The following is an 18,265-nucleotide window of genomic DNA, read 5'->3' as shown; positions in this document are numbered from 1 at the left end:
CGTGCCATGACTACCATTTCCGTGAAAGAAAGCAGTTCCGCACCGGGCCGCACCCCTGCACCCCGCAAGAAAATCCACGTGTCCGGCCGTACCGCCGGACGGGCCGCCATTCTCATCGTGGCAACCTTCCTGACGCTGGGGCCCGTGGTCTGGACGATCCTGACCTCCATGCGTTCACCCACTGAATCGCTCGGAGCCGGCGGGTCCATCTTCTCCGGCGGCCTCGATTTTAGTTCCTACACCGATGTTTTCAAGCAAGTGAACATGTGGTTGTTGATCTGGAACTCAGCCCTTGTCACAGGCATCATCGCCGTAGGCCAAATGTTCACCGCGGCCTTGGCTGGTTACGTGTTTGCCCGCATCGACTTCAGGGGCCGCGGCGTGTTGTTCAGCATTGTCCTGGCCACCATGATGGTCCCCATGCAGGTCACCATTGTTCCGGTCTTCATGCTGATCCGCGGCATGGGACTCTCGGACACCCTTTTGGCCTTGATCCTGCCGGCTATTCCGACGGCGTTCGGCACCTTTTTGATGCGCCAATTCTTCGTCGGGTTGCCGGGCGAGTTGGCCGAAGCTGCCGCGATCGACGGCGCATCCCCCTTGCGCACCTTCCGTTCCGTTTATCTGCCGCTGGCCTGGCCCGGACTCGCCATTGTGGGCATCCTCGCCTTCAACTTCCACTGGAACGAATTCTTCCGGCCCCTGATCATGACCATCAGTGAAGAAAACTTCACCATGCCATTGGGCCTTGTGTCACTGCAGGGAAATATGGGCACCGGATCGGTGTCCACCGTGCTCGCCGGCGTGGTGCTCTCCATGATCCCGGCACTGGTGGTCTTCCTCTTTGGGCAGCGCTATCTGCGTGAAGGCTTGACCGCTGGCGTCAACAAGTGACCAGGCAGCAGAACCAACGAACCACCAGCAATTTCTTCAACCCCATTCAAGGAGCTTTAGTTGTGAGTACTACCGACCCCGCCTTCCCGGCATTGCATGGCCGTCCGGATCAGGGCTGGATTAACGACCCCAACGGCTGCATTTACGTTGACGGCACGTACCACGTGTTTTTCCAGTTCAATCCGGATGCCCCCATTCACGGCAATGTCCATTGGGGCCATGCCACCTCTACCGACTTGGTTCGATGGACGCAGCAACCCATCGCGCTGTACCCCCGCAAGGGTGCCGCGGACGCCGTCGGTGCTTGGTCCGGTGTCATCGCGCTGGACGGCGACGTGCCCACGGCTTTCTACACGGGCATCGCTGAGACGCCGGATGATTCACAGATCATGACGGCCACTTCTGACCGGACGCTGATCGGGTGGAAACAGGAGCAGCAGGGCATTGCGGGGATGCCGGATGAGGCAAATATTGGCGAAGTTCGTGACCCCTTCCTGTTCACTTTCAATGGCACTCAGTACGCCATCCAAGGCGCCGGTTACAAGGATGGCACCCCCGTCATTCTGCTCTACCGCTGCCACACCCTGACCAATTGGGAGTATCTGGGTCCGCTCGTCACCGGCGGTTCGGGCACTGCCCAGGAATGGGCGCCGGCACAGATCTGGGAATGCCCGCAGCTGTTCGAAATCGATGGCCAGTGGGTGCTGATGCTCTCGCTCTGGAACCGCGACGATCACGGATTGGACCGCGTCAGCTACCTGACAGGGGAGCTGAGCGAAGGCGGTGCCGGCCTGAAATTCCTGCCCACAGGAGGTGGCCTGATCGATGCAGGCCCCGATTTCTACGCCCCGCAGGTTGTGGTCGGCAGCGTCGATGAGCCGCGCACACTCATGTGGGGCTGGAGTTGGGAAAAATCAAGGAACGACGCCGACATCCTCGCCTCGGGCTGGGCTGGCGTGCTCACCTATGCGCGCGTGCTTTCCTTTAGCGACGGCCAGTTACGGTCGGAACCGGTGGCCGAAGTTGACACCCTGCGCAACGGTGTCATTTCTTCCGATACCGGTTCGTTCACAGTCCCAATGTCCACCAGGGCCTTTGACGTGATGGCTGACAGTGCCGTGGAACTGGTGCTGGTTGACGGTGAACAGGAGAGCGTTGTTGTGGCCATCGCGGCCGGACGCATCCTGGTGGACGGCTCGCTCGTGGAAGTCTTTGCCGATGGCGGCACCGCCCGCACGGTGCGGGCGTATCCCACGGCGACCTCAAACTTCGAACTCCGGGGTGCAGCTACCGTCCACGGTCTGGCTGTCTAGCCGAACGGCACGCCAACTACGGGGCCGCCGTTTGGCGTCCGCGCAGTTGGCGTGCCGTGAAACAACGGGAAATAATCCGTGCAGCACCCCGGGCCTGGGGGTTGACGGGGATACTGGGAACATGACAATTGCCCGCAGCACCAAGCTCACCATTGTCGGCGCCGGCAGCGTCGGCACCTCCCTCGCCTACGCCGCCTTGATTCGCGGTTCCGCACGCGAAGTGGTGCTTTATGACATCGCCACAGCCAAGGTAGAGGCGGAGGTCCTCGACCTAGCCCACGGCACACCGTTCGTTGGCTCCGCTCGGATCACGGGAGGCAGCGACATTGAGCTCGTGGCTGGCTCCGACGTCGTCGTCATCACGGCAGGTGCCAAGCAGGAGCCGGGCCAGACCCGACTTGAATTGGCGGCCGTCAACGTGGGGATCCTGGAGAAGATGCTACCCCAGCTTGTTGCTCTGGCGCCCCATGCGGTGTTCATCCTCGTGACAAATCCGTGCGATGTCCTCACCGCCGTGGCCGAGCGCCTCACGGACCTCCCGCCAGGGCGCATCTTCAGCTCTGGAACCGTGCTGGACTCTTCCCGGCTGCGCTGGCTCGTGGCGGAAGCTGCCGGGGTTGCCCCGCAAAGCGTGCACGCGCTGATCGTTGGCGAGCACGGTGATACGGAGTTTCCGCTGTGGTCCGCCGCGACCATCGGACAGACCCCGCTCCCTGATTGGACGGACTCCTCAGGGGGCCTGCTGTTTCCCCGGGAACGGCTTGAGACGCTCACGCATGACGTGGTCCACGCCGCCTACAAGGTCATTGCCGGCAAGGGGGCCACCAACTATGCGATAGGACTCTCGGGTGCACGCATCGTTGAGGCGGTGCTGCAAGACGAGCGGAGCGTACTCCCCGTCTCCAGCGTGCTCCACGGCTACCGTGGCATTGACGGCGTGGCCCTCAGCGTGCCTTCAATCGTCGGGGCGGGCGGAGTGCAGCGCATCATTGACACGCCTATGGACGACCGTGAGGCCGCTGCATTGCAGCACTCCGCGGAGACCTTGGCTGCGTCCATCGCAAAGTTCAGCTAGTCAAGGCTTGCTGGCTTGGGATTGCTTGTCCCGCACGTTGGTCCGGTTCCGGGTCGTGGAAAAGCTCAGCCAAACATTCGCTGCGAGATAGCTGTTGCAGGCGAAAGGCGGCCGTGATGTGGGGGAATCTAATAAGGCCTGTGTCGCGTGACTCTGCTTGTTCGCCCAAACGACGGATTTTCGCCAAGACTGCGCCTTGGTCGGATCTCTGTGCGACGAATGTCCATGAGCTGGCAAGCTGAACGAGATGGTCGACCGACAGCTCGTAATTGAAGGGGAAATCCTTGCGTTCAAAGGATGCTCGCCCAGCAAATTCTTCGGGTACGCCTCGGGTTTGGTCGGCGGGTTTTCCGTCTGGCTCAACGATTGCAGCGAGTACCTTCACCAACTCGCTGGTGCGGTCCCAAGTGTGCCAGGCCAGACCCATCATGCCGTTTTTCCTGAGCACGCGATCGCATTCAGACGTTGCCCGATCGGGGTCCACCCAGTGCCAGGCTTGGAGGCAAACAATTGCGTCCACACTCTCATTTCCTAGAGGTATGCGCTCCGCCGATCCGCTAGCGGTTGTGATGCGATCAGCAATTCCCGTCGGCAGCTCCTCACTGACCTTTCGAAGCACGGACAGCATGTCTTTGGCTGTATCGACTGCGGTGACGGCATGTCCGAGAGCTGCGATGGTCCGGGTTCCTAGGCCGGTGCCGGCTCCCAGATCCAGGACTGTCAGGCGGTGGCCCGGCACGGGTGACCCCAACAGCCACGAAATCACCTCCGCCGACCAGACAGGACGGACACCATCATGCAGAACAGCACTCTTGCTCGAAACTGTCGGGGCGCTATGGAACTGGTTCATGCCTGCCAGCCTAACGACTACCAGGTGGGTCCCGTCTTGAAGGCCCTGAATCAACTGACACCAGGAATGACGAGATCTGGGCTTTATCGTCAGCTCCGATAGCCAGACCTTCTGCAGGACGGTTCGATCACCTGGGCGTGTCCCGAAGATCAATGTCCCCTTGCGTCCATATGCTCGGGTGACGATTGACCGAGCAGGCGAGGCTCGGTCCGCCTTCGGCGCTGGCTCATCCAAGCCAGCGCTGGAAGTTACGGACTGACTTGAAATGAGGAAATTGTGCCCTGATAGAGTCCTCGCTATGGAACTTGTCTCCGATTCTTCGCATTATCGCCGGGTGAACCTCTGAGGAAATGGGATCCTGCCAACCCTGTTGTCATCATGGAAATCAGTCTCACCATCCAAAAGTGGAACGCGGCGGATGCGCTCATTCGTTTGGTGAACGACGAAGAACTGTCCTTGGAAGACCATTTGGCGTTTGGGCGTCTCAATTCATGGTGTGTTTTTGACTGGTGGGAACCACTCGTTCTTCTGCTGGACCACCCGCGAATTAAGCCCCGACACCTGGATTTCCTTCGCCTCTATGCGAAAGGCTTCCAGCCCCTCAACGGCCAAGCATGAATAATTGCTGGGTCAGAGCCTAAAGCGCCGAATCCCATTCCGTGGTTCGCCGCGGCGCGTACCAGCGGTGGCCTTGCTGCGAAGCTCCAGCCCTGATTCAGCTATCTACCTACCTGTTTAGTGTTCGAACGGGCATGCCGTAGGGACGCCACCGAAACCTCCCGCAAGACGGTCCGGCTCCGGGCCATTGAAGCTCCTAAATCAACAGTGACAGCGAGATCAAGGGGGCTCCCCGTAAGCCCAACGTCTACTGGGACGGCGGGAGCCCCGCTCAATTTTGCTGTCCTGTTCGTCTTATTGTTCGAATAGCACGCAAGACATACTCCGTCCGGGAACCAGGCACAACAACACAACTGAAAACAATATCGATCAGACAATGACTTGTATGGCGGGAGCTATGGGAATAAGTAGAACGTCGCTGTTGGCCTTGATGCTGACCATTCTTCTGGTCGTTTCCGGGGTGCTCGTCGTCACACGCAAAAGAGCAAAGCTTCAATGACAGGTCATTCACCGCCGTGTGACACCGAGTCGAAACGTCTGGAACGTTTCGCAACGGGAACCTTGAGCGGCCGGTCGTTTAGCTGTGTGGGCCACAACCAACATTGGCGAGCTACGAGGCATTGACGGAAGCTACGATTTCCGACGCGGCCTGTGCCGGTGTGATCGCGCTGGTATCGATGATGTGGGCTTCCCTTGCCAGCCAGCTTTGGAGTGCTTCGGTGTAGGGGGTCAGGTAGCTGAATCGAAAAGCCGAGGGGCCCATCACGGAGTCATCACGAATTCTCAGCCTAAGAGTGTCTTGATCGGCGTGAAGCACGAAATGGCGCACCGGAATTCCGTAAGCGGCCAAGCCGTGGCTGATCTCCCGCCAGTATGACTCAACCAGAACTGTCATCGGCATGACAAGGGTTCCCCCGGTGTAGTCGAGGATGCGGTGAGCCGTCTCGACGACGAGAGAGCGCCACGGTGGCCAGTTTTGAAAGTTGTCCGTGTCGGGGAGCTCTGGGTAGACGTCCATCAGCACCTCGCCGACCTTTTCGGCGTCGAACACACGTGAATCGGGGATCAGCTGCTGCACGAGGGCAGCGGTCGTCGTCTTCCCGACGCCATGAGTACCGTTTAGCCACACGATCATCGGCTCATACTAGCTGACCTGCCGAACGCGCCAGCAGGAGGAATGGCTTACGGCAAAATTCTTGGGTGTGGATTTAGGTGATACCGAGGTTAAGCGTCACTTTTGATCATTCGGGTCTCGAAGCTGACATCTGAGTCGTTTCAGGTTCGGGAGCCGAGACTCCACATCCACGGAGACGCAGAATGTAGAACCTCCCTGAGGCCTCGTTCGACGGCAGCAGAATGTTGAATCCTTATATTGTGTCCCTCGTATTCCATCGTGACACTCGTGAGTAGACAAACGACGCGTAAAGTACGGATCGAATTCGATACCGAAGCTGGCACTGGTCCAGGCTCACCTTGAGCAAATACTTGCATAAGTGGTTCCATCCACGCCGTTGCGTCGTACTGAGTCAGATGAGGATTGGAAAGCGTGACGGCGATAGCAAAACCCAGCCTGTCGTCCTCCTGATCGCGCCAGACAGTGCGAGAGGGGCTAAGCATTCTATTTGCAGCGAGATTGAGGGCGGTCCGTGGCGACTCTGGCCATGTCCAGCCGAAGGCTCCCAGCGCGTCGGCGCCATGCGCGACTGCGTGTAGCCATCCGCGTTTGGAGCTATAACCGGTCACCTCCTCCTCTGCCGCATACCAGGAGGCGAATTGTGGAAACCAGTCGGGTTCCGTGGCACCGCCAAGGACAAGCCGGGAGAGTATCAAAGCCGCAAAACTTCGTGCTTCCACGCGAGGATGCGTCAGTCGACCCATCAACTGCGCCCCCAGCGAGCCCACCTGTGCTTGTGAGAGCGCACCCGAATCAACCAATTCACATAGTCTGCCGAGCGAATCGCCATCCCTTACGGATGGGTCCGGCGAAGCTAGGTCATCGAAAAGCTTGACTAGCTCCAAATCTGAAATTTTTGCCGGTGGCTGTGACATTGTTTGAAGCTAGCACGAGGCGCTCCCGAGTGCACGTAGGCCACCGTTTCGAACCGGAGCGCGTGCAAACGACTTCTGAAATTGCCGAAACAGCGTGGTTCCACAGCTGTCACATTGCCGTATGCCCTGCACGCAAAAAGCCCTGTCTCGCGGGCGTTACACGGGACAGATTTTCAGGCACACATGAGCCCATTCATTTGGCTCCGACCATGCCAGCCCAGCGCTCGCTAATGCGCGCGTGCTTCCAAGCAGCTTGATCGTCACATTTGGAATCATGAACCGCTATTTTCATCGACAACGATGCGACTCTTAGGAAAGCGACAAGAAACTGGGAATCTACCCATCCACGCCCTGCCCATCCTCGTTCCTCGGCTGGGGCCCCTGATAGCGGTTACTGCGCCGGGGGTGCTACTGAGCCGCGAACCACCAAGGGGCAGGGAATGATGATTGTTTCACCGTGCTGATGTTCTGCTGCTGGGGTGGCCGCGCCATGACCCAAGTCTGCCAGCAGTAGCTCCACCGCCTTCTCTCCCATTTCACGGTGCGGCAGTGCCACGGTGGTGAGCCCTGGCACCGTGGTTCTGGCGAGTGGTTCGTCGTCGTCATAACCGACAATGCTCAGATCTTGGGGAACCCGCAGCCCCAACTGGCCGCAGGCCAACATGACACCCACGGCAACCCTGTCATTGGCGCAAACGATGCCCGTGGGGCGTTCGCGCTTGGGCGAGTGCCCGGCGTCGTCTGCCAGTAAAAGCATGGCGGCGGCGAAACCGTCATTGATCTCCCAGCCCGTTTCGCGGGCCTCGACGGGTGCCAATCCGGCGGCGGCCAGAGCTGTGTTGAAGCCCTGGGTTCGGCGTTCGGTCGCCACCAGCTCGGCTGTGCCGGACAGGTAAGCGATCTTGTGGTGCCCGGCGTCGAGTAGGACTTGAACCGCGGCCCCGCCTCCGGTGACCTCGTCGGGAATGATTGAGCGCAGAGTGCCGGAGGGGTCAAAGCTGTTGGCCAGCACCGCGGGCAGGCCGCTCATGCTCGGGTGGGGCTGGTGCGCGCGAAGGCTCATGGAGGCAAAGACCATGGCATCAACCTGGCGGTTGATGAGCGTGGTGAAGGCACTGTTTTCACGGACTTCTTCGCCTTGAGTGTCAATAACAAGGAGTAGATAGCCGGCACTAAACGCTGCATTGCTGGCACCTTGCAGCAGCTTGCCGGCAAACGGCCCGCCTGCAATGGAGTCAGTGACAACGCCTATGGTGTGGGTGCGCTGTGCCTGCAGGGAGCGGGCTACGGCGTTGGGCGTGTAGTTGAGTTCCTTGGCTGCGGCAAGAATGCGCAGCTGCTTGTCCTTGGCAATATTGCCATCGGCGCGTCCATTCAAGACAAAGCTCACGGCGCTGCGCGAAACTCCAGCGTGATTGGCGACATCCTGCGAGGTTGCCTTGCGAGCCATGGGGTCTCCTAAATCGTGTGAGGTTAGCCTATCGCGTGAATCTTCCGGCGTGGTTCCGCACTTGTTGAGAGCAGCGGCCTTCCGAGGGGTACCGTAGAGGTGGCGGCTAAGCCGTGAGCGGTAGAATGCATCTGATTTATCGCATGTAACGGTTAATTCTTATCCAAAGGGACAGTTGCTGGCGAATGGATCACACAAATCAAGATAAATATGCATCCCGTGATATAAATAATTCATGACTCAAATGGCTGCAGAAACCGTTGGCGTACTCGTGCGAGATGCGCGCACTGAAAAGGGCTGGACCCAAGGCGAATTGGCATCCCATTTGGGTACCAGTCAAAGTGCCGTTGCTCGTATGGAACAAGGCAAACAGAATCTGAGCCTGCGGATGATCCAGCGCATGGAAGCACTGCTCGAGGCCAATCTGGTCAGCGTTGGCGCGGTCAGCAAGAACGCTGTCACGCATCTGCGCGTCCACGGTGGCCGGGAACTCTCCGGCAGCGTCGAGGTCAACACCAGCAAGAACGCGGGCGTTGCCCTGCTCTGTGCGAGCCTGCTCAACCGCGGCACCACCACCTTGCGACGCCTGGCCCGCATCGAAGAAGTCAACCGCATTGTGGAGCTGCTGACCTCCATCGGCGTCGAGTGCACCTGGCTTGAGGACAACGATCTGCTGATCCGCCGCCCCGCAGTGCTGGATTTGGCCGCCATGGACATTGCCGCCGCCAAGCGCACCCGTAGCGTCATCATGCTGCTGGGTCCGCTGCTGGACGAAGAAAACACCTACCGCATCCCCTACGCCGGTGGTTGCGATCTGGGCACCCGTACCGTGGAGCCGCACATGCAGGCGCTGCGCGAATTCGGACTGGACGTCAACGCGCACGACGGTTTCTACCAGGTGCAGGCGCCGCTCTCCGACACTGCCGACCGCACCTTTGTGCTGACCGAACGTGGCGACACCGTCACCGAAAACGCCATCATGGCCGCCGCGCACCGCGAAGGCACCACCGTGATCCGCAACGCCAGCCCCAACTACATGGTCCAGGACCTCTGCTTCTACTTGCAGGGTCTCGGCGTCAGCGTTGAAGGCGTCGGCACCACCACCCTGACCATCAAGGGCAAGTCCCGGATCGACGTTGACATTGAGTACGCACCGTCCGAGGATCCCATCGAGGCCATGAGCCTGATTACCGCTGGCATCGTGACGAAGTCCGAGGTCACGGTGACGCGCGTCCCCATCGAGTTCATGGAAATTGAACTCAAGGTGCTCGAGCAGATGGGCTTCCGTTACCTGAAGTCCCCGGAATACATGGCCCGCAACGGCAAAACCCGCCTCGTGGACATCACTACCTTGCCGTCTGAGTTGAAGGCCGCGCAGGACAAGATCCATGCCATGCCGTTCCCCGGTCTGAACATTGATAACCTGCCATTCTTCGCCGTGATCGCCTCCTGCGCCGAGGGCACCACCATGATTCACGACTGGGTCTACGAAGGCCGAGCCATCTACCTCACGGAGCTGAACCGCCTCGGTGCCGGCGTCCGCTTGCTGGATCCGCACCGCATCGACATCAAGGGCCCGGTTGCCTGGCGTGCCGCCGAAATTGGCTGCCCGCCCGCACTGCGCCCGGCTGCCTGCATCCTGCTGGCGATGCTTGCCGCCAAGGGAACCAGCGAGTTGCGCAACATTTACGTCATTGAGCGTGGCTACGAGGATCTGGCCGAGCGCCTGAACACCATCGGCGCCGAGATCGAATACTTCCAGGACTAAGCTCCTTTCAAAGTACGACGGCGGCCGGTGACCTTTTACAGAAAGGTCACCGGCCGCTTTTGCTTGCGTAGGCGTGGCGTGGCTCGGTGAGTCTCATAGCGGCGCCCGATTGTGCGAATGCTTTCCTGGTTCGTAAGCTCGAGTCATGTTCCCCTGGACGAAACGCGACGCCGCGGCTGCCCTCTCGCCCACAGCAATCCCCCGTACCGGTGGCATACCGTGGCATGGCGCCGGGGTGAGCGCCGTCGACGTGGACCTGCCCTTCGGACGCAAAGGCACCCGCCGAGTGCACTGTGTGCAGCTTAACGTGGGCGAGTTCACGGTGGAGTTCATGTTCCAAGAGGTGCTCGATCTCCTCAACGGACGGGTCCACGTTGTTGACCCCATGGGGCGCGGCCACGACGTCTTCCTCTGCAACGCCCATGGTGTGGAAGCGGCCGCGACGGCCGGTAAGGCCTCCGAGGCCGGAGCCTGGATGGCGAACTTCCCCGCCGACGCGCTGGTCATTATGCGAGTGCCCGTGACCGAGCCGCCCGTCATCGTCATACCCGGCCACTCCGTGGCGAGTCTGTCCGCGTGGCTGCGGAAACAGCCTAAATAGCGGCCAGCGCCTGCGCTAGATCCTTCTTCAAATCCTCCAGGTCTTCCAAGCCCACGGACAAGCGCAAGAAGCCATCGGAGAGGCCAATGGCGGCACGCCCCTCCGGGCCCATGGCGCGATGCGTGGTGGTGGCCGGGTGGGTGATGAGGGATTTGGCGTCACCGAGGTTATTGGAAATATCGATGATGGCCAACGCGTTCAACAGCGCAAAGGCGGCGTCCTTGCGGGTCCCCTTGGCAGGTTCGGCCAGCTCAAACGTCAACACGGTGCCGCCGGCCTTCATCTGCTTTTTCGCCAGCTCATGCTGCGGGTGTGAGGGCAAATAGGGGTACAGAACGCGCGCCACCTGCGGGGCAGATTCCAAGAATTCGCCCAGCGCCAGCGCGTTGTTGCACGAATGGGTCACGCGCAGATTCATGGTTTCCAGGCCCTTGGTCAGAACCCAGGCGTTGAAGGCCGAGAGTGCAGGGCCTGTGTGGCGCATGAGGTTCTTGACAGGTCCGTCAATGAATTCCTTGCTCCCCAGGATGGCTCCGCCCAAGACCCGACCCTGCCCGTCAATGTGTTTGGTGCCCGAGTACACAATGATGTCTGCACCAAAGTCGCCGCATTTTTGCAGCAGGGGAGTGGCGAACACATTGTCGGCCACTACCTGTGCGCCCGCCGCGTGGGCCAGATCGCACACAGCCTGGATATCCACAATCTCTTGCATGGGGTTGGACGGCGACTCAAAGAATACGGCCGTGGTCGGCACCGAGAGGGCTTCGCGCCACTGTTCCAGGTCCGGGCCATCGACGAACACCGTCTCAACACCCCAACGGGGGAGCAATTCGTTCAGGATCACAAAGCAGGAGCCGAACAAGGAGCGCGAGGCCACCACCCTGTCCCCGGCAGCCAGCAAAGCGCCCAAGGCTGTGAAGACGGCGGACATGCCGGACGCCGTCGCAAAGCACGCTTCCTTACCTTCGAGTAGCCGCAGCCGTTCCTGAAACGTAGCTACGGAGGGGTTGCCGTAGCGCGAATACACAAAGCGGTCCACCTCTCCGGTGAAGGCCGCCTCGGCTGCTTCGGCGGATTCGTACACAAAGCCTGAGTTCAGAAATAGGGCCTCGGAGGTTTCCTGAAAGTTGGTACGGTCAAGCCCGCCGCGCACGGCCGCAGTGTCCGGCGCCCAGGTGGCGGCGTGCTCGTTAAAGTTGCTCAATTGCTTATCCTTGGCTTTCGTTTGTGCTTGAGATGGCTCAGCTGCCCTGTAACGCACGACGGCGGTCCGCTCGTCAGCGCCTCCGTGCACCTTTTCGAGGTGCCGGGTGTCGACGCGGGACTTAGTGCCAGGGCAGGCTGCGGTTTTTCCACCCGTTCAGGACGCGGTCACCGAAGCGGTCGGGTTGGCCTTCGAAGCCCTCCAACACGTTGTAGGCCGTGTAGCCGGCTGCGGTTGCCGCCTCGGCCGCGGCGATGGAGCGAACGCCCGAACGGCACAACAAAACCAGCGGTTTCTCGGCCGGCACGGCTGCTTGGAGTTGCGCCAAGAATTCCTGATTGTTGCTGCCATTGGACAAGTTCCACTGGATGAAGACGGGCTCGGTGTTCAATGAGGAAAGGTCAGGGACGCCAATATGCGCCCATTCACCCTCCGTGCGCACATCCACCAAGGTGGCTCCGGCGGCAACATGTTCCCAGGCAGTTGCCGGAGCCAGATCCCCTGCGTAGCTCACGCGATGCCCTCGCCGTCGAACTCCAGCTCGGCATCCAGATCATCCACGGCGTTGGCCACGGCGGCGTCACTGGTAGCAATGGCCTGAGGGAGGATCACGGCCTGGGCGCAGATGACGCTGGTGCCGTTGAATGTGACGGCGGGCCCGCCGTGGAGCACATAGCCCTCGGCGAGGGCTGCCGAGATGCGCTCGCAGAAGGAGCGGTCGTCGGGGCCGGTGATGAGCCGGTAGGCCAGGGGTGATTCGTCCGCGGACATGTTCTCTCCTCATTGCAAGTGGCCGTCAGGCTGCAAGCGAGAGCTGAGAGCGGTGCTTAAAAGTACTGACATTCAGTCCGAGCACCGGGGTTCACGCTTGCAAACTTCAGCCGTTGGAAGCTGGGTTTGCCGAGTACTCACCTGAGGCACCCCGCCGAAAAGAGGGTTGCCGGCCAGCAAGTCAGGGCTTAGTACTGGCACTCATTACTCCCCTTGAAAGTAACACATCAGCCCTCCGTTAGGACCCCGAAAAGCCTGTGTATGGCGCAACATGACGACAACACTGCCACCTGGCTGTCCCCTGAGATGGCAGTATGGACCCATGACTTTGAGCCGCGCCTTTGCCGCCGTCCGTTTCCTCTTTGGCGCGGTGACGCTGGTTGCCGTAGGGATTCAGCTGGGCATCCACATTGGACACGGCTTCAGCGTGCTGAACTTCTTCAGCTATTTCACCAACCTCTCCAACATCTTTGCCGCCGTGGTGCTGGTGGTGGAGTCGGTGCTGACGTGGCGCGGGAAGGATCTGGGCCCCGCATGGGCTTTGCTGCGTTGCATTTCAGTGGTGTGCATGGCGCTGGTGGGGATTGTCTTCAGTGCCCTGCTGCGCGATGTGGACCTAGGTGCGCTCCTGCCGTGGATCAACACCTGGCTGCACTACGTGATGCCCGTGGCCATTGTGGCCGACTGGCTCATCACTCCGCCCCGTCACGCCATCCCTTACAAGCGAGTGCTCATCGCCATCGCGTTCCCGCTGGCATATTTGGCGTACTCGCTCATTCGCGGCGCGGCCATCAGCTGGTACGCCTACCCCTTCCTCAACCCGGCCGACGGCGGATATGGTGCCGTCCTGCTGACCTGTCTCATCATCGCCGTGGCATTCGTTGCCATGACGCTGCTCATCATGGCGCTGGGAAACTGGCTGGGCAGGCGTGTCGCCGGCCGGCCGCAAACAGCGTCCGCAGCCGACGTCCGCGGCTAGGTCAGTAGTATCTAGAGAGTGTGTGCGAGCAGCGCCGAAAGCTCTGCTGTCAACGCTGAACGGATTTCCGGCGTGCCAATCTCCGTACCGTCAATGGTATTCACAGGAGCCAGCAGGCGCAGGCTGGAAATCAGCCACACGGCGTCGGCGTCCAGTAGATCAGCCGGTGTTACTGGTCCGTAGCCCAGCTCCCAACCCGCGGCCTTGGCGGCTGCGAAGAGAGCGCCTTGTGTGGTGCCCGGCAGGATGCCGGTGTCCAGATGGGGTGTGATGAGCCGCTTGATAGGGACCCCCGAGTCGTCGGAAATGTGCGCTAAAAGTACTGACGACGTCGGCCCCTCCAACACGAGCTCATCGCCGCTGGTGAAGATTACGTCATCGGCGCCCTGACTGTGTGCATGGCGCAGGGCCGCCATATTGACCGCGTACGACAGGGTTTTGGCGCCCATCAGCAGCCACGGTGCGCGTGCGGCAATGTCACTGTCGTAGCCGCGTTCCAAGAGCAGGACATTCAGGCCCTTGGCACGCTGTGCGGCTAGAGCGAGGGAAACAGGGTTGACCGTGACCCATGCTGTGGGGGAGTTGGTGCCTTCCGGGCCGCGCGTGACAACGAGCTTCACCACGCACTGACCTGCCTCGCCGGTAGCGGCAGAATCACTGACGGAGTAGGCCATGAGCGCCGTCGCAATTGCCGATTTCCACACGTTTGCCCCAGGAATCTGCAGGTCCATGGTGCGGGCCGAAATAGCCAGACGGTCAAGATGCGCATGGATTTTGCGGGGGGTTCCGTCCACGGCCAGCATCGATTCGAAAATTCCATCGCCGCGGGTAACGCCCTGATCCGTGGCCAGAATGCTGGGCTGGGTGGGATCTGCCAGTCGGCCATGCGGGTGGGCGGGGTCTAGAAACACCAAAACAGTCATGGCATAGAGCTTATCCCCACCCGCTCCCCAACCTTCGTGCCTCGGTTGGGGCCCCTCGCGGGCGTGGCCCCATCACGCCGCTGACGACTCGCTAGCTCGCCGCGGGTCCCTCGGGCGTGTGGCCCCACCCACGCCCTCCCACGACTCGCTAGGTCACCGAGGGGAAGCTGATCCACGGCTGCGGAATTCTAGACTTCGGGCTCCGCCCAATCGAAGTGGGTCACGGTGCCGGTTTCCCAGTCTTGGCGCAGGATTGCGTAGGCGATTGAGGCAAGGTGCCCGCCGTCGTTAGTTGGCCAAGCCAAACGGTAGTGAGCCTCCTTGAGGAAACCCGCCCGGATGAACGTCTTGCGCATGGCGATGTTGTCCTCTCGGGTTTGCCCCTCAAAGCGTCGCGTGTTCGGCATCGAGCGAAAAACCATGCCACAGAGTGCCCGCAGCACCTCCACTCCCAGGCCCTTGCCCCGCTGGGCTTCGTTGAGACGCAGATCGAAAAGCGGGGCGTCGTCCTCTTGTAAATCCTCCAGCGCAGCCATGCCTATGCGGCGCTCGTCCTGCAGCACCCAATAGCCCTGAGTGTCTTCATTCCAGAAGCGGCCCCGCTCAATCCCCGCGCGTATGTCTGGTGCTTGCGGCGCTGCCTGAACATGGAAGGGGAAACGATTGCCGGAGAGAAATTCGATGAGGTCTTCAGTATCGGCAGGTGTCATGGCAACGAAGGTGATGGACATGCTCTGACACTACCGGCAGGGGCGGATGCCGTCCTGACCGTGGACCGCTAGGGGACGGGCGTAGCGGATGCAGCGCTGAGGAGGTCCACATACGCGCCCTTGACGAGCATTGCTTCGGCTATTCCGAACGCAGCAATGAGGCGGTGCGCCTCGGAAACTGCTGCATCGGCCGGGTGCGCGTCGTGGACAGGGACTTCAAGTTCTACGAATTCGCCGAGGCCGTCAACACGGTCCAGATGCACCCTCGTTTGGCCTACGAGATACACCACGCGAGCTTTGCGTACACGGCCAACTTCACCGTAGGCAAGAGTCAGAACCGATCGGAGTCCGTCTGGATCCGAGGTTTCGCAATGAACAAAGAAGGATGGCTTCGGGCCGAGTCCGTTGTCCCTGCGGTAGAAGATCAGCACGCCATGCCCATCCGGAAAGACTCGGAGTTTAAGCCGACCATTCGGGCAGTCGAAGAACGTGTCGTCTTGCACCACATGGTCAGGTCCTTGGCCGGCCAAGGCGGCGACAACGTGCTTCAGCTTGTCGAGACTTTCCACGCGGGCTTTGATTTCGATGTTTGTCGGCATGAACTCACTCAATCATGGTGTTACAGGCGGCGGGACTTGCGAGGGAGACCGGGCTCGGGCCAAAGGACGCCACAGCGAAACGGCGGCACCCAGCGTGTGCCAAGTGCCGCCGTCGTACGTGGAAGTTAGCGTAGCTGGGCCAGCACCGACTTGCCGAAGGTGAAGGCGCGGATCAGGCCAAGGGCACCGAGCACGATCAGCGTGATGGCTGTCATGAGCAGCAGCCAGGCAGCCGTCCAGGTGGGAACGGCCAGCACCACGACGCCGCCAATGACGCTCAGTGCGCCGAAAATGATCGCCCACAGGCGGCTGGAGCTCTTGCCGGCCTCGACCATGGCGATGATGCCTTCGATGATCCAGCCGATGCCGATCATGATGACAGTGAAGATCAGCAGCGCCTCGCCCGTGGCAGCCGAATTACGCAGGGCGATGATGCCGGCAACCAGGATGAACAGGCCTAGGAGCACGTCCAGAATACGTGTTCCTGCCGAGAGGCTGTGGCTGAAAATGCCGATGGCAACCTTGACGGCGCCGGTGATCAGGAAGTTGATGCCAAGAAAAATGGCAACAACGGCGAGTGTTTTGGTGGGCCACAACAAGAGAATGACGCCCAAAACTAGGGCCGCTGCCCCGCTGACGCCGAACGCCAATCGCAGGCCCTTGATGGCCTTTTCAGTCAGTTTGTGCGGATCGATCGCGAAAGCGTCAAAAGTGACTTGCGGGCTGCTAGGAGTACTCACGGTCATAGTCCTTTATGTATAGGGTGAAATTACTGGCAAGTTTATCCGGATAGTAGCGTCCAGTACTCGATGTGTCTGGACGTTCCCAAGAGCGCTACGACAGGGCCAATTGCCTATAGGCTGTTGTCATTTGTAATTGCCGTGATGTGGCGACAATTGGGTCGGTGAAGAGGGGATGTCTGGATGATCTGGACAGCGTTTAGTTTTCCAACCGGCAGTGTCTGGCTGACGACGCTTCTGATGCTCGCCGACTTGGCCATCCGTGTTGTGATGCTGGGCATCATCCCCGGCAACCGCCGCCCCACCACGGCCATGGCTTGGCTGCTGTGTATCTTCTTCCTGCCCTACATTGGCCTGATCCTCTTCCTCATGTTTGGCAATTTCAGACTCTCACGACGGCGGCGGGAGACTCAGGACGCCGTCAACCGCCGGGTGGTTGAGGGAACCAAGGATATTGCAGACCTGGTCCCGGCGTATGAGGGCCCGGCATGGGTGAAATCCGCAATTGAGTTGAACCGCAATCTCGGTTCATTCCCGGCGCTGGGAGGCAACTCCGTCCGGCTCATTCCGGGCTATCAGGAGTCCCTGGATGCCATGGCTGATGAGGTCAGCAAGGCTGTCAACTTCGTCAACGCCGAGTTTTACATTATGAGCTCTGATCACTCCACTGACCGGTTGTTTAGCGAACTTGAAGCTGCTGCCGCGCGGGGCGTTCGCGTACGGGTCCTCTTTGACCATATTGGCTCGGCTCGGGTCCCCGGATATAGGGGGATGATTCGGCGCCTCAAGGCAAGTGAGATCGAATGGCGCCGGATGTTGCCGTTGCTACCAGTCAAGGGTCAATGGCGCAGACCGGATTTGCGTAATCACCGCAAAATCTTGGTGGTCGATGGGCGAGTGGGATACACCGGGTCACAGAACGTCATTGAACCCTCCTACCGTAATAAGAAGAACCGCAAGGTAGGGCGCGAATGGGTGGAACTCATGTCCCGTCTGGAGGGGCCCATCGTGGGAACCCTGAACGTCATGTTCACCACGGACTGGTCCTCCGAGACAGAAGAAACCTTGCTGGAACAGCTGGCCACCTACCATTGGGATTCCTACACGGGGGGTTCACTGTGCCAAGTGGTCCCCAGTGGTCCCGGGTTTGTCACTGAGAACAACCTCCGCTTGTTTAACACCCTGCTGTACTCGGCTGAAGAGTGCATCACCATCTCCAGCCCATATTTTGTGCCGGATGATTCACTGCTGTACGCCATCACCACGGCCGCTCAACGCGGCGTTGTGGTTGAACTTTTTGTGTCCGAAGCAGGGGATCAGTTCCTGGTCCACCATGCTCAGCGCTCCTACTATGAGGCGCTGTTGAAGGCCGGGGTGCGGATCTATTTGTACCCGAAGCCTTATGTGCTGCACGCCAAGCACTTCACAGTGGATTCTGATGTTGCGGTCATTGGCTCCTCCAATATGGATATGCGCAGCTTCTCGCTCAACCTGGAAGTCACTGTCATGATGATTGACCGCGACGTGGTGAAACGGATGCATGAAGTTGAGGATCGCTACCGGTCCGTCTCGCGCCAGCTGACCTTGGACGAGTGGGTCAAGCGGCCCGTGCTAGCCCGCTATGTGGACAACGTGGCACGCTTGACGGCAACGATTCAGTAGCCCGCACGCGGGATGTGCCGCTTCGTCAGCTGCACATCGAAAGAGTCAGCCGATTGCGC

18 protein-coding genes and 1 riboswitch are annotated in these 18,265 nt (G+C 60.2%); of the genes, 7 read left to right on the top strand and 11 right to left on the bottom strand.

Features of this window, described 5'->3' with window-relative positions:
• The first annotated feature begins 6 nt into the window (after positions 1–6).
• The 3 genes from CXQ93_RS13960 (at position 7) to CXQ93_RS13950 (ending at position 3,282) form a co-directional block, all read left to right on the top strand.
• Entirely contained in the window at positions 7–894 is an 888-nt protein-coding gene (locus CXQ93_RS13960) for a carbohydrate ABC transporter permease (RefSeq protein WP_104111050.1), read from the top strand.
• A 62-nt stretch (positions 895–956) separates the two neighbouring features.
• The gene (locus tag CXQ93_RS13955) at positions 957–2,207 is read left to right on the top strand and encodes a glycoside hydrolase family 32 protein (RefSeq protein WP_181036169.1); all 1,251 of its coding nucleotides are present in this window, start codon (positions 957–959) and stop codon (positions 2,205–2,207) included.
• Positions 2,208–2,328: 121 nt separating this feature from the next.
• Positions 2,329–3,282, top strand: a complete 954-nt coding sequence (locus CXQ93_RS13950) for an L-lactate dehydrogenase (RefSeq protein WP_104111048.1) — start codon at positions 2,329–2,331, stop codon at positions 3,280–3,282.
• On the opposite strand, the gene CXQ93_RS13945 is transcribed toward CXQ93_RS13950, so the two are convergent.
• The 4 genes from CXQ93_RS13945 to CXQ93_RS13925 all read right to left on the bottom strand — a co-directional run bounded on the left by CXQ93_RS13945 (position 3,275) and on the right by CXQ93_RS13925 (position 8,249).
• On the bottom strand, positions 3,275–4,132 hold the full coding sequence (locus CXQ93_RS13945) for a class I SAM-dependent methyltransferase (protein ID WP_104111047.1): 858 nt from the start codon (positions 4,130–4,132) through the stop codon (positions 3,275–3,277). The two genes, CXQ93_RS13950 and CXQ93_RS13945, sit on opposite strands and share 8 nt — an antisense overlap.
• Positions 4,133–5,360: 1,228 nt before the next feature.
• Positions 5,361–5,885 carry an AAA family ATPase gene (locus CXQ93_RS13935; protein ID WP_104111045.1) on the bottom strand — a complete coding sequence of 175 codons (525 nt, stop codon included), beginning with the start codon at positions 5,883–5,885 and terminating at the stop codon, positions 5,361–5,363.
• Positions 5,886–6,025: 140 nt separating this feature from the next.
• Complete coding sequence (locus CXQ93_RS21365) at positions 6,026–6,628, bottom strand: DUF2785 domain-containing protein (protein ID WP_374953415.1); 603 nt, start codon at positions 6,626–6,628, stop codon at positions 6,026–6,028.
• Between the two features lie 562 nt (positions 6,629–7,190).
• A complete protein-coding gene (locus CXQ93_RS13925) occupies positions 7,191–8,249 on the bottom strand; it encodes a LacI family DNA-binding transcriptional regulator (RefSeq protein WP_104111043.1) in 1,059 nt (352 codons plus the stop codon).
• A 235-nt stretch (positions 8,250–8,484) separates the two neighbouring features.
• On the opposite strand from CXQ93_RS13925, the gene CXQ93_RS13920 reads away from it, so the two are divergent.
• Both CXQ93_RS13920 and CXQ93_RS13915 read left to right on the top strand, forming a co-directional pair.
• Positions 8,485–10,017 carry a UDP-N-acetylglucosamine 1-carboxyvinyltransferase gene (locus CXQ93_RS13920; RefSeq protein WP_104111042.1) on the top strand — a complete coding sequence of 511 codons (1,533 nt, stop codon included), beginning with the start codon at positions 8,485–8,487 and terminating at the stop codon, positions 10,015–10,017.
• A 145-nt stretch (positions 10,018–10,162) separates the two neighbouring features.
• Positions 10,163–10,618: a hypothetical protein gene (locus CXQ93_RS13915; RefSeq protein ID WP_104111041.1), complete on the top strand. Its 456-nt coding sequence runs from the start codon at positions 10,163–10,165 to the stop codon at positions 10,616–10,618.
• Here CXQ93_RS13915 and CXQ93_RS13910 read toward each other — a convergent pair.
• From CXQ93_RS13910 to CXQ93_RS13900, 3 genes are all read right to left on the bottom strand, one after another.
• Positions 10,611–11,822 (bottom strand): O-succinylhomoserine sulfhydrylase, encoded by a 1,212-nt coding sequence (locus CXQ93_RS13910; RefSeq protein ID WP_104111040.1) that lies wholly within the window; start codon positions 11,820–11,822, stop codon positions 10,611–10,613. The two genes, CXQ93_RS13915 and CXQ93_RS13910, sit on opposite strands and share 8 nt — an antisense overlap.
• A 121-nt stretch (positions 11,823–11,943) precedes the next feature.
• On the bottom strand, positions 11,944–12,336 hold the full coding sequence (locus CXQ93_RS13905; protein WP_104111039.1) for a rhodanese-like domain-containing protein: 393 nt from the start codon (positions 12,334–12,336) through the stop codon (positions 11,944–11,946).
• Positions 12,333–12,593: a DUF1737 domain-containing protein gene (locus CXQ93_RS13900; protein WP_062285879.1), complete on the bottom strand. Its 261-nt coding sequence runs from the start codon at positions 12,591–12,593 to the stop codon at positions 12,333–12,335. Before CXQ93_RS13900 ends, CXQ93_RS13905 begins: the two co-directional genes overlap by 4 nt.
• 88 nt (positions 12,594–12,681) lie before the next feature.
• Positions 12,682–12,802: riboswitch (SAM riboswitch) on the bottom strand.
• Between the two features lie 113 nt (positions 12,803–12,915).
• On the opposite strand from CXQ93_RS13900, the gene CXQ93_RS13895 reads away from it, so the two are divergent.
• Positions 12,916–13,572 (top strand): Pr6Pr family membrane protein, encoded by a 657-nt coding sequence (locus CXQ93_RS13895; protein ID WP_104111038.1) that lies wholly within the window; start codon positions 12,916–12,918, stop codon positions 13,570–13,572.
• Between the two features lie 11 nt (positions 13,573–13,583).
• Here the strand turns inward: CXQ93_RS13895 and CXQ93_RS13890 are convergent, their stop codons facing one another.
• The 4 genes from CXQ93_RS13890 to CXQ93_RS13875 form a co-directional block, all read right to left on the bottom strand.
• On the bottom strand, positions 13,584–14,495 hold the full coding sequence (locus tag CXQ93_RS13890; protein ID WP_104111037.1) for an aminodeoxychorismate lyase: 912 nt from the start codon (positions 14,493–14,495) through the stop codon (positions 13,584–13,586).
• Positions 14,496–14,683: 188 nt separating this feature from the next.
• Positions 14,684–15,226 (bottom strand): GNAT family N-acetyltransferase, encoded by a 543-nt coding sequence (locus CXQ93_RS13885; RefSeq protein WP_104111036.1) that lies wholly within the window; start codon positions 15,224–15,226, stop codon positions 14,684–14,686.
• Positions 15,227–15,273: 47 nt separating this feature from the next.
• Positions 15,274–15,804, bottom strand: a complete 531-nt coding sequence (locus CXQ93_RS13880; RefSeq protein ID WP_104111035.1) for a class IV adenylate cyclase — start codon at positions 15,802–15,804, stop codon at positions 15,274–15,276.
• A 125-nt stretch (positions 15,805–15,929) separates the two neighbouring features.
• Positions 15,930–16,544, bottom strand: a complete 615-nt coding sequence (locus CXQ93_RS13875) for an HdeD family acid-resistance protein (protein ID WP_181036168.1) — start codon at positions 16,542–16,544, stop codon at positions 15,930–15,932.
• Positions 16,545–16,727: 183 nt separating this feature from the next.
• On the opposite strand from CXQ93_RS13875, the gene cls reads away from it, so the two are divergent.
• Complete coding sequence (gene cls / locus CXQ93_RS13870) at positions 16,728–18,206, top strand: cardiolipin synthase (protein WP_104111033.1); 1,479 nt, start codon at positions 16,728–16,730, stop codon at positions 18,204–18,206.
• Positions 18,207–18,265 lie beyond the last annotated feature (59 nt).

Origin of the sequence: Arthrobacter sp. N199823, assembly GCF_002929705.1 — a bacterium.
Classification (GTDB): Bacteria; Actinomycetota; Actinomycetes; order Actinomycetales; family Micrococcaceae; genus Specibacter.
The sequence above is the reverse complement of the archived record's forward strand: the minus strand, read 5'-3'. Positions and strand labels throughout refer to the sequence as shown.

What these genes read in the sequence shown, in the direction of transcription:
- CXQ93_RS13880 (WP_104111035.1), bottom strand. Translation starts at nt 15,804, where the DNA reads ATGCCGACAAACATCGAAATCAAAGCCCGCGTGGAAAGTCTCGACAAG.
- CXQ93_RS13950 (WP_104111048.1), top strand. Translation starts at nt 2,329, where the DNA reads ATGACAATTGCCCGCAGCACCAAGCTCACCATTGTCGGCGCCGGCAGC.
- CXQ93_RS13945 (WP_104111047.1), bottom strand. Translation starts at nt 4,132, where the DNA reads ATGAACCAGTTCCATAGCGCCCCGACAGTTTCGAGCAAGAGTGCTGTT.
- CXQ93_RS21365 (WP_374953415.1), bottom strand. Translation starts at nt 6,628, where the DNA reads ATGGGTCGACTGACGCATCCTCGCGTGGAAGCACGAAGTTTTGCGGCT.
- cls (WP_104111033.1), top strand. Translation starts at nt 16,728, where the DNA reads ATGATCTGGACAGCGTTTAGTTTTCCAACCGGCAGTGTCTGGCTGACG.
- CXQ93_RS13900 (WP_062285879.1), bottom strand. Translation starts at nt 12,593, where the DNA reads ATGTCCGCGGACGAATCACCCCTGGCCTACCGGCTCATCACCGGCCCC.
- CXQ93_RS13935 (WP_104111045.1), bottom strand. Translation starts at nt 5,885, where the DNA reads ATGATCGTGTGGCTAAACGGTACTCATGGCGTCGGGAAGACGACGACC.
- CXQ93_RS13890 (WP_104111037.1), bottom strand. Translation starts at nt 14,495, where the DNA reads ATGACTGTTTTGGTGTTTCTAGACCCCGCCCACCCGCATGGCCGACTG.
- CXQ93_RS13915 (WP_104111041.1), top strand. Translation starts at nt 10,163, where the DNA reads ATGTTCCCCTGGACGAAACGCGACGCCGCGGCTGCCCTCTCGCCCACA.
- CXQ93_RS13895 (WP_104111038.1), top strand. Translation starts at nt 12,916, where the DNA reads ATGACTTTGAGCCGCGCCTTTGCCGCCGTCCGTTTCCTCTTTGGCGCG.
- CXQ93_RS13920 (WP_104111042.1), top strand. Translation starts at nt 8,485, where the DNA reads ATGACTCAAATGGCTGCAGAAACCGTTGGCGTACTCGTGCGAGATGCG.
- CXQ93_RS13885 (WP_104111036.1), bottom strand. Translation starts at nt 15,226, where the DNA reads ATGTCCATCACCTTCGTTGCCATGACACCTGCCGATACTGAAGACCTC.
- CXQ93_RS13925 (WP_104111043.1), bottom strand. Translation starts at nt 8,249, where the DNA reads ATGGCTCGCAAGGCAACCTCGCAGGATGTCGCCAATCACGCTGGAGTT.
- CXQ93_RS13960 (WP_104111050.1), top strand. Translation starts at nt 7, where the DNA reads ATGACTACCATTTCCGTGAAAGAAAGCAGTTCCGCACCGGGCCGCACC.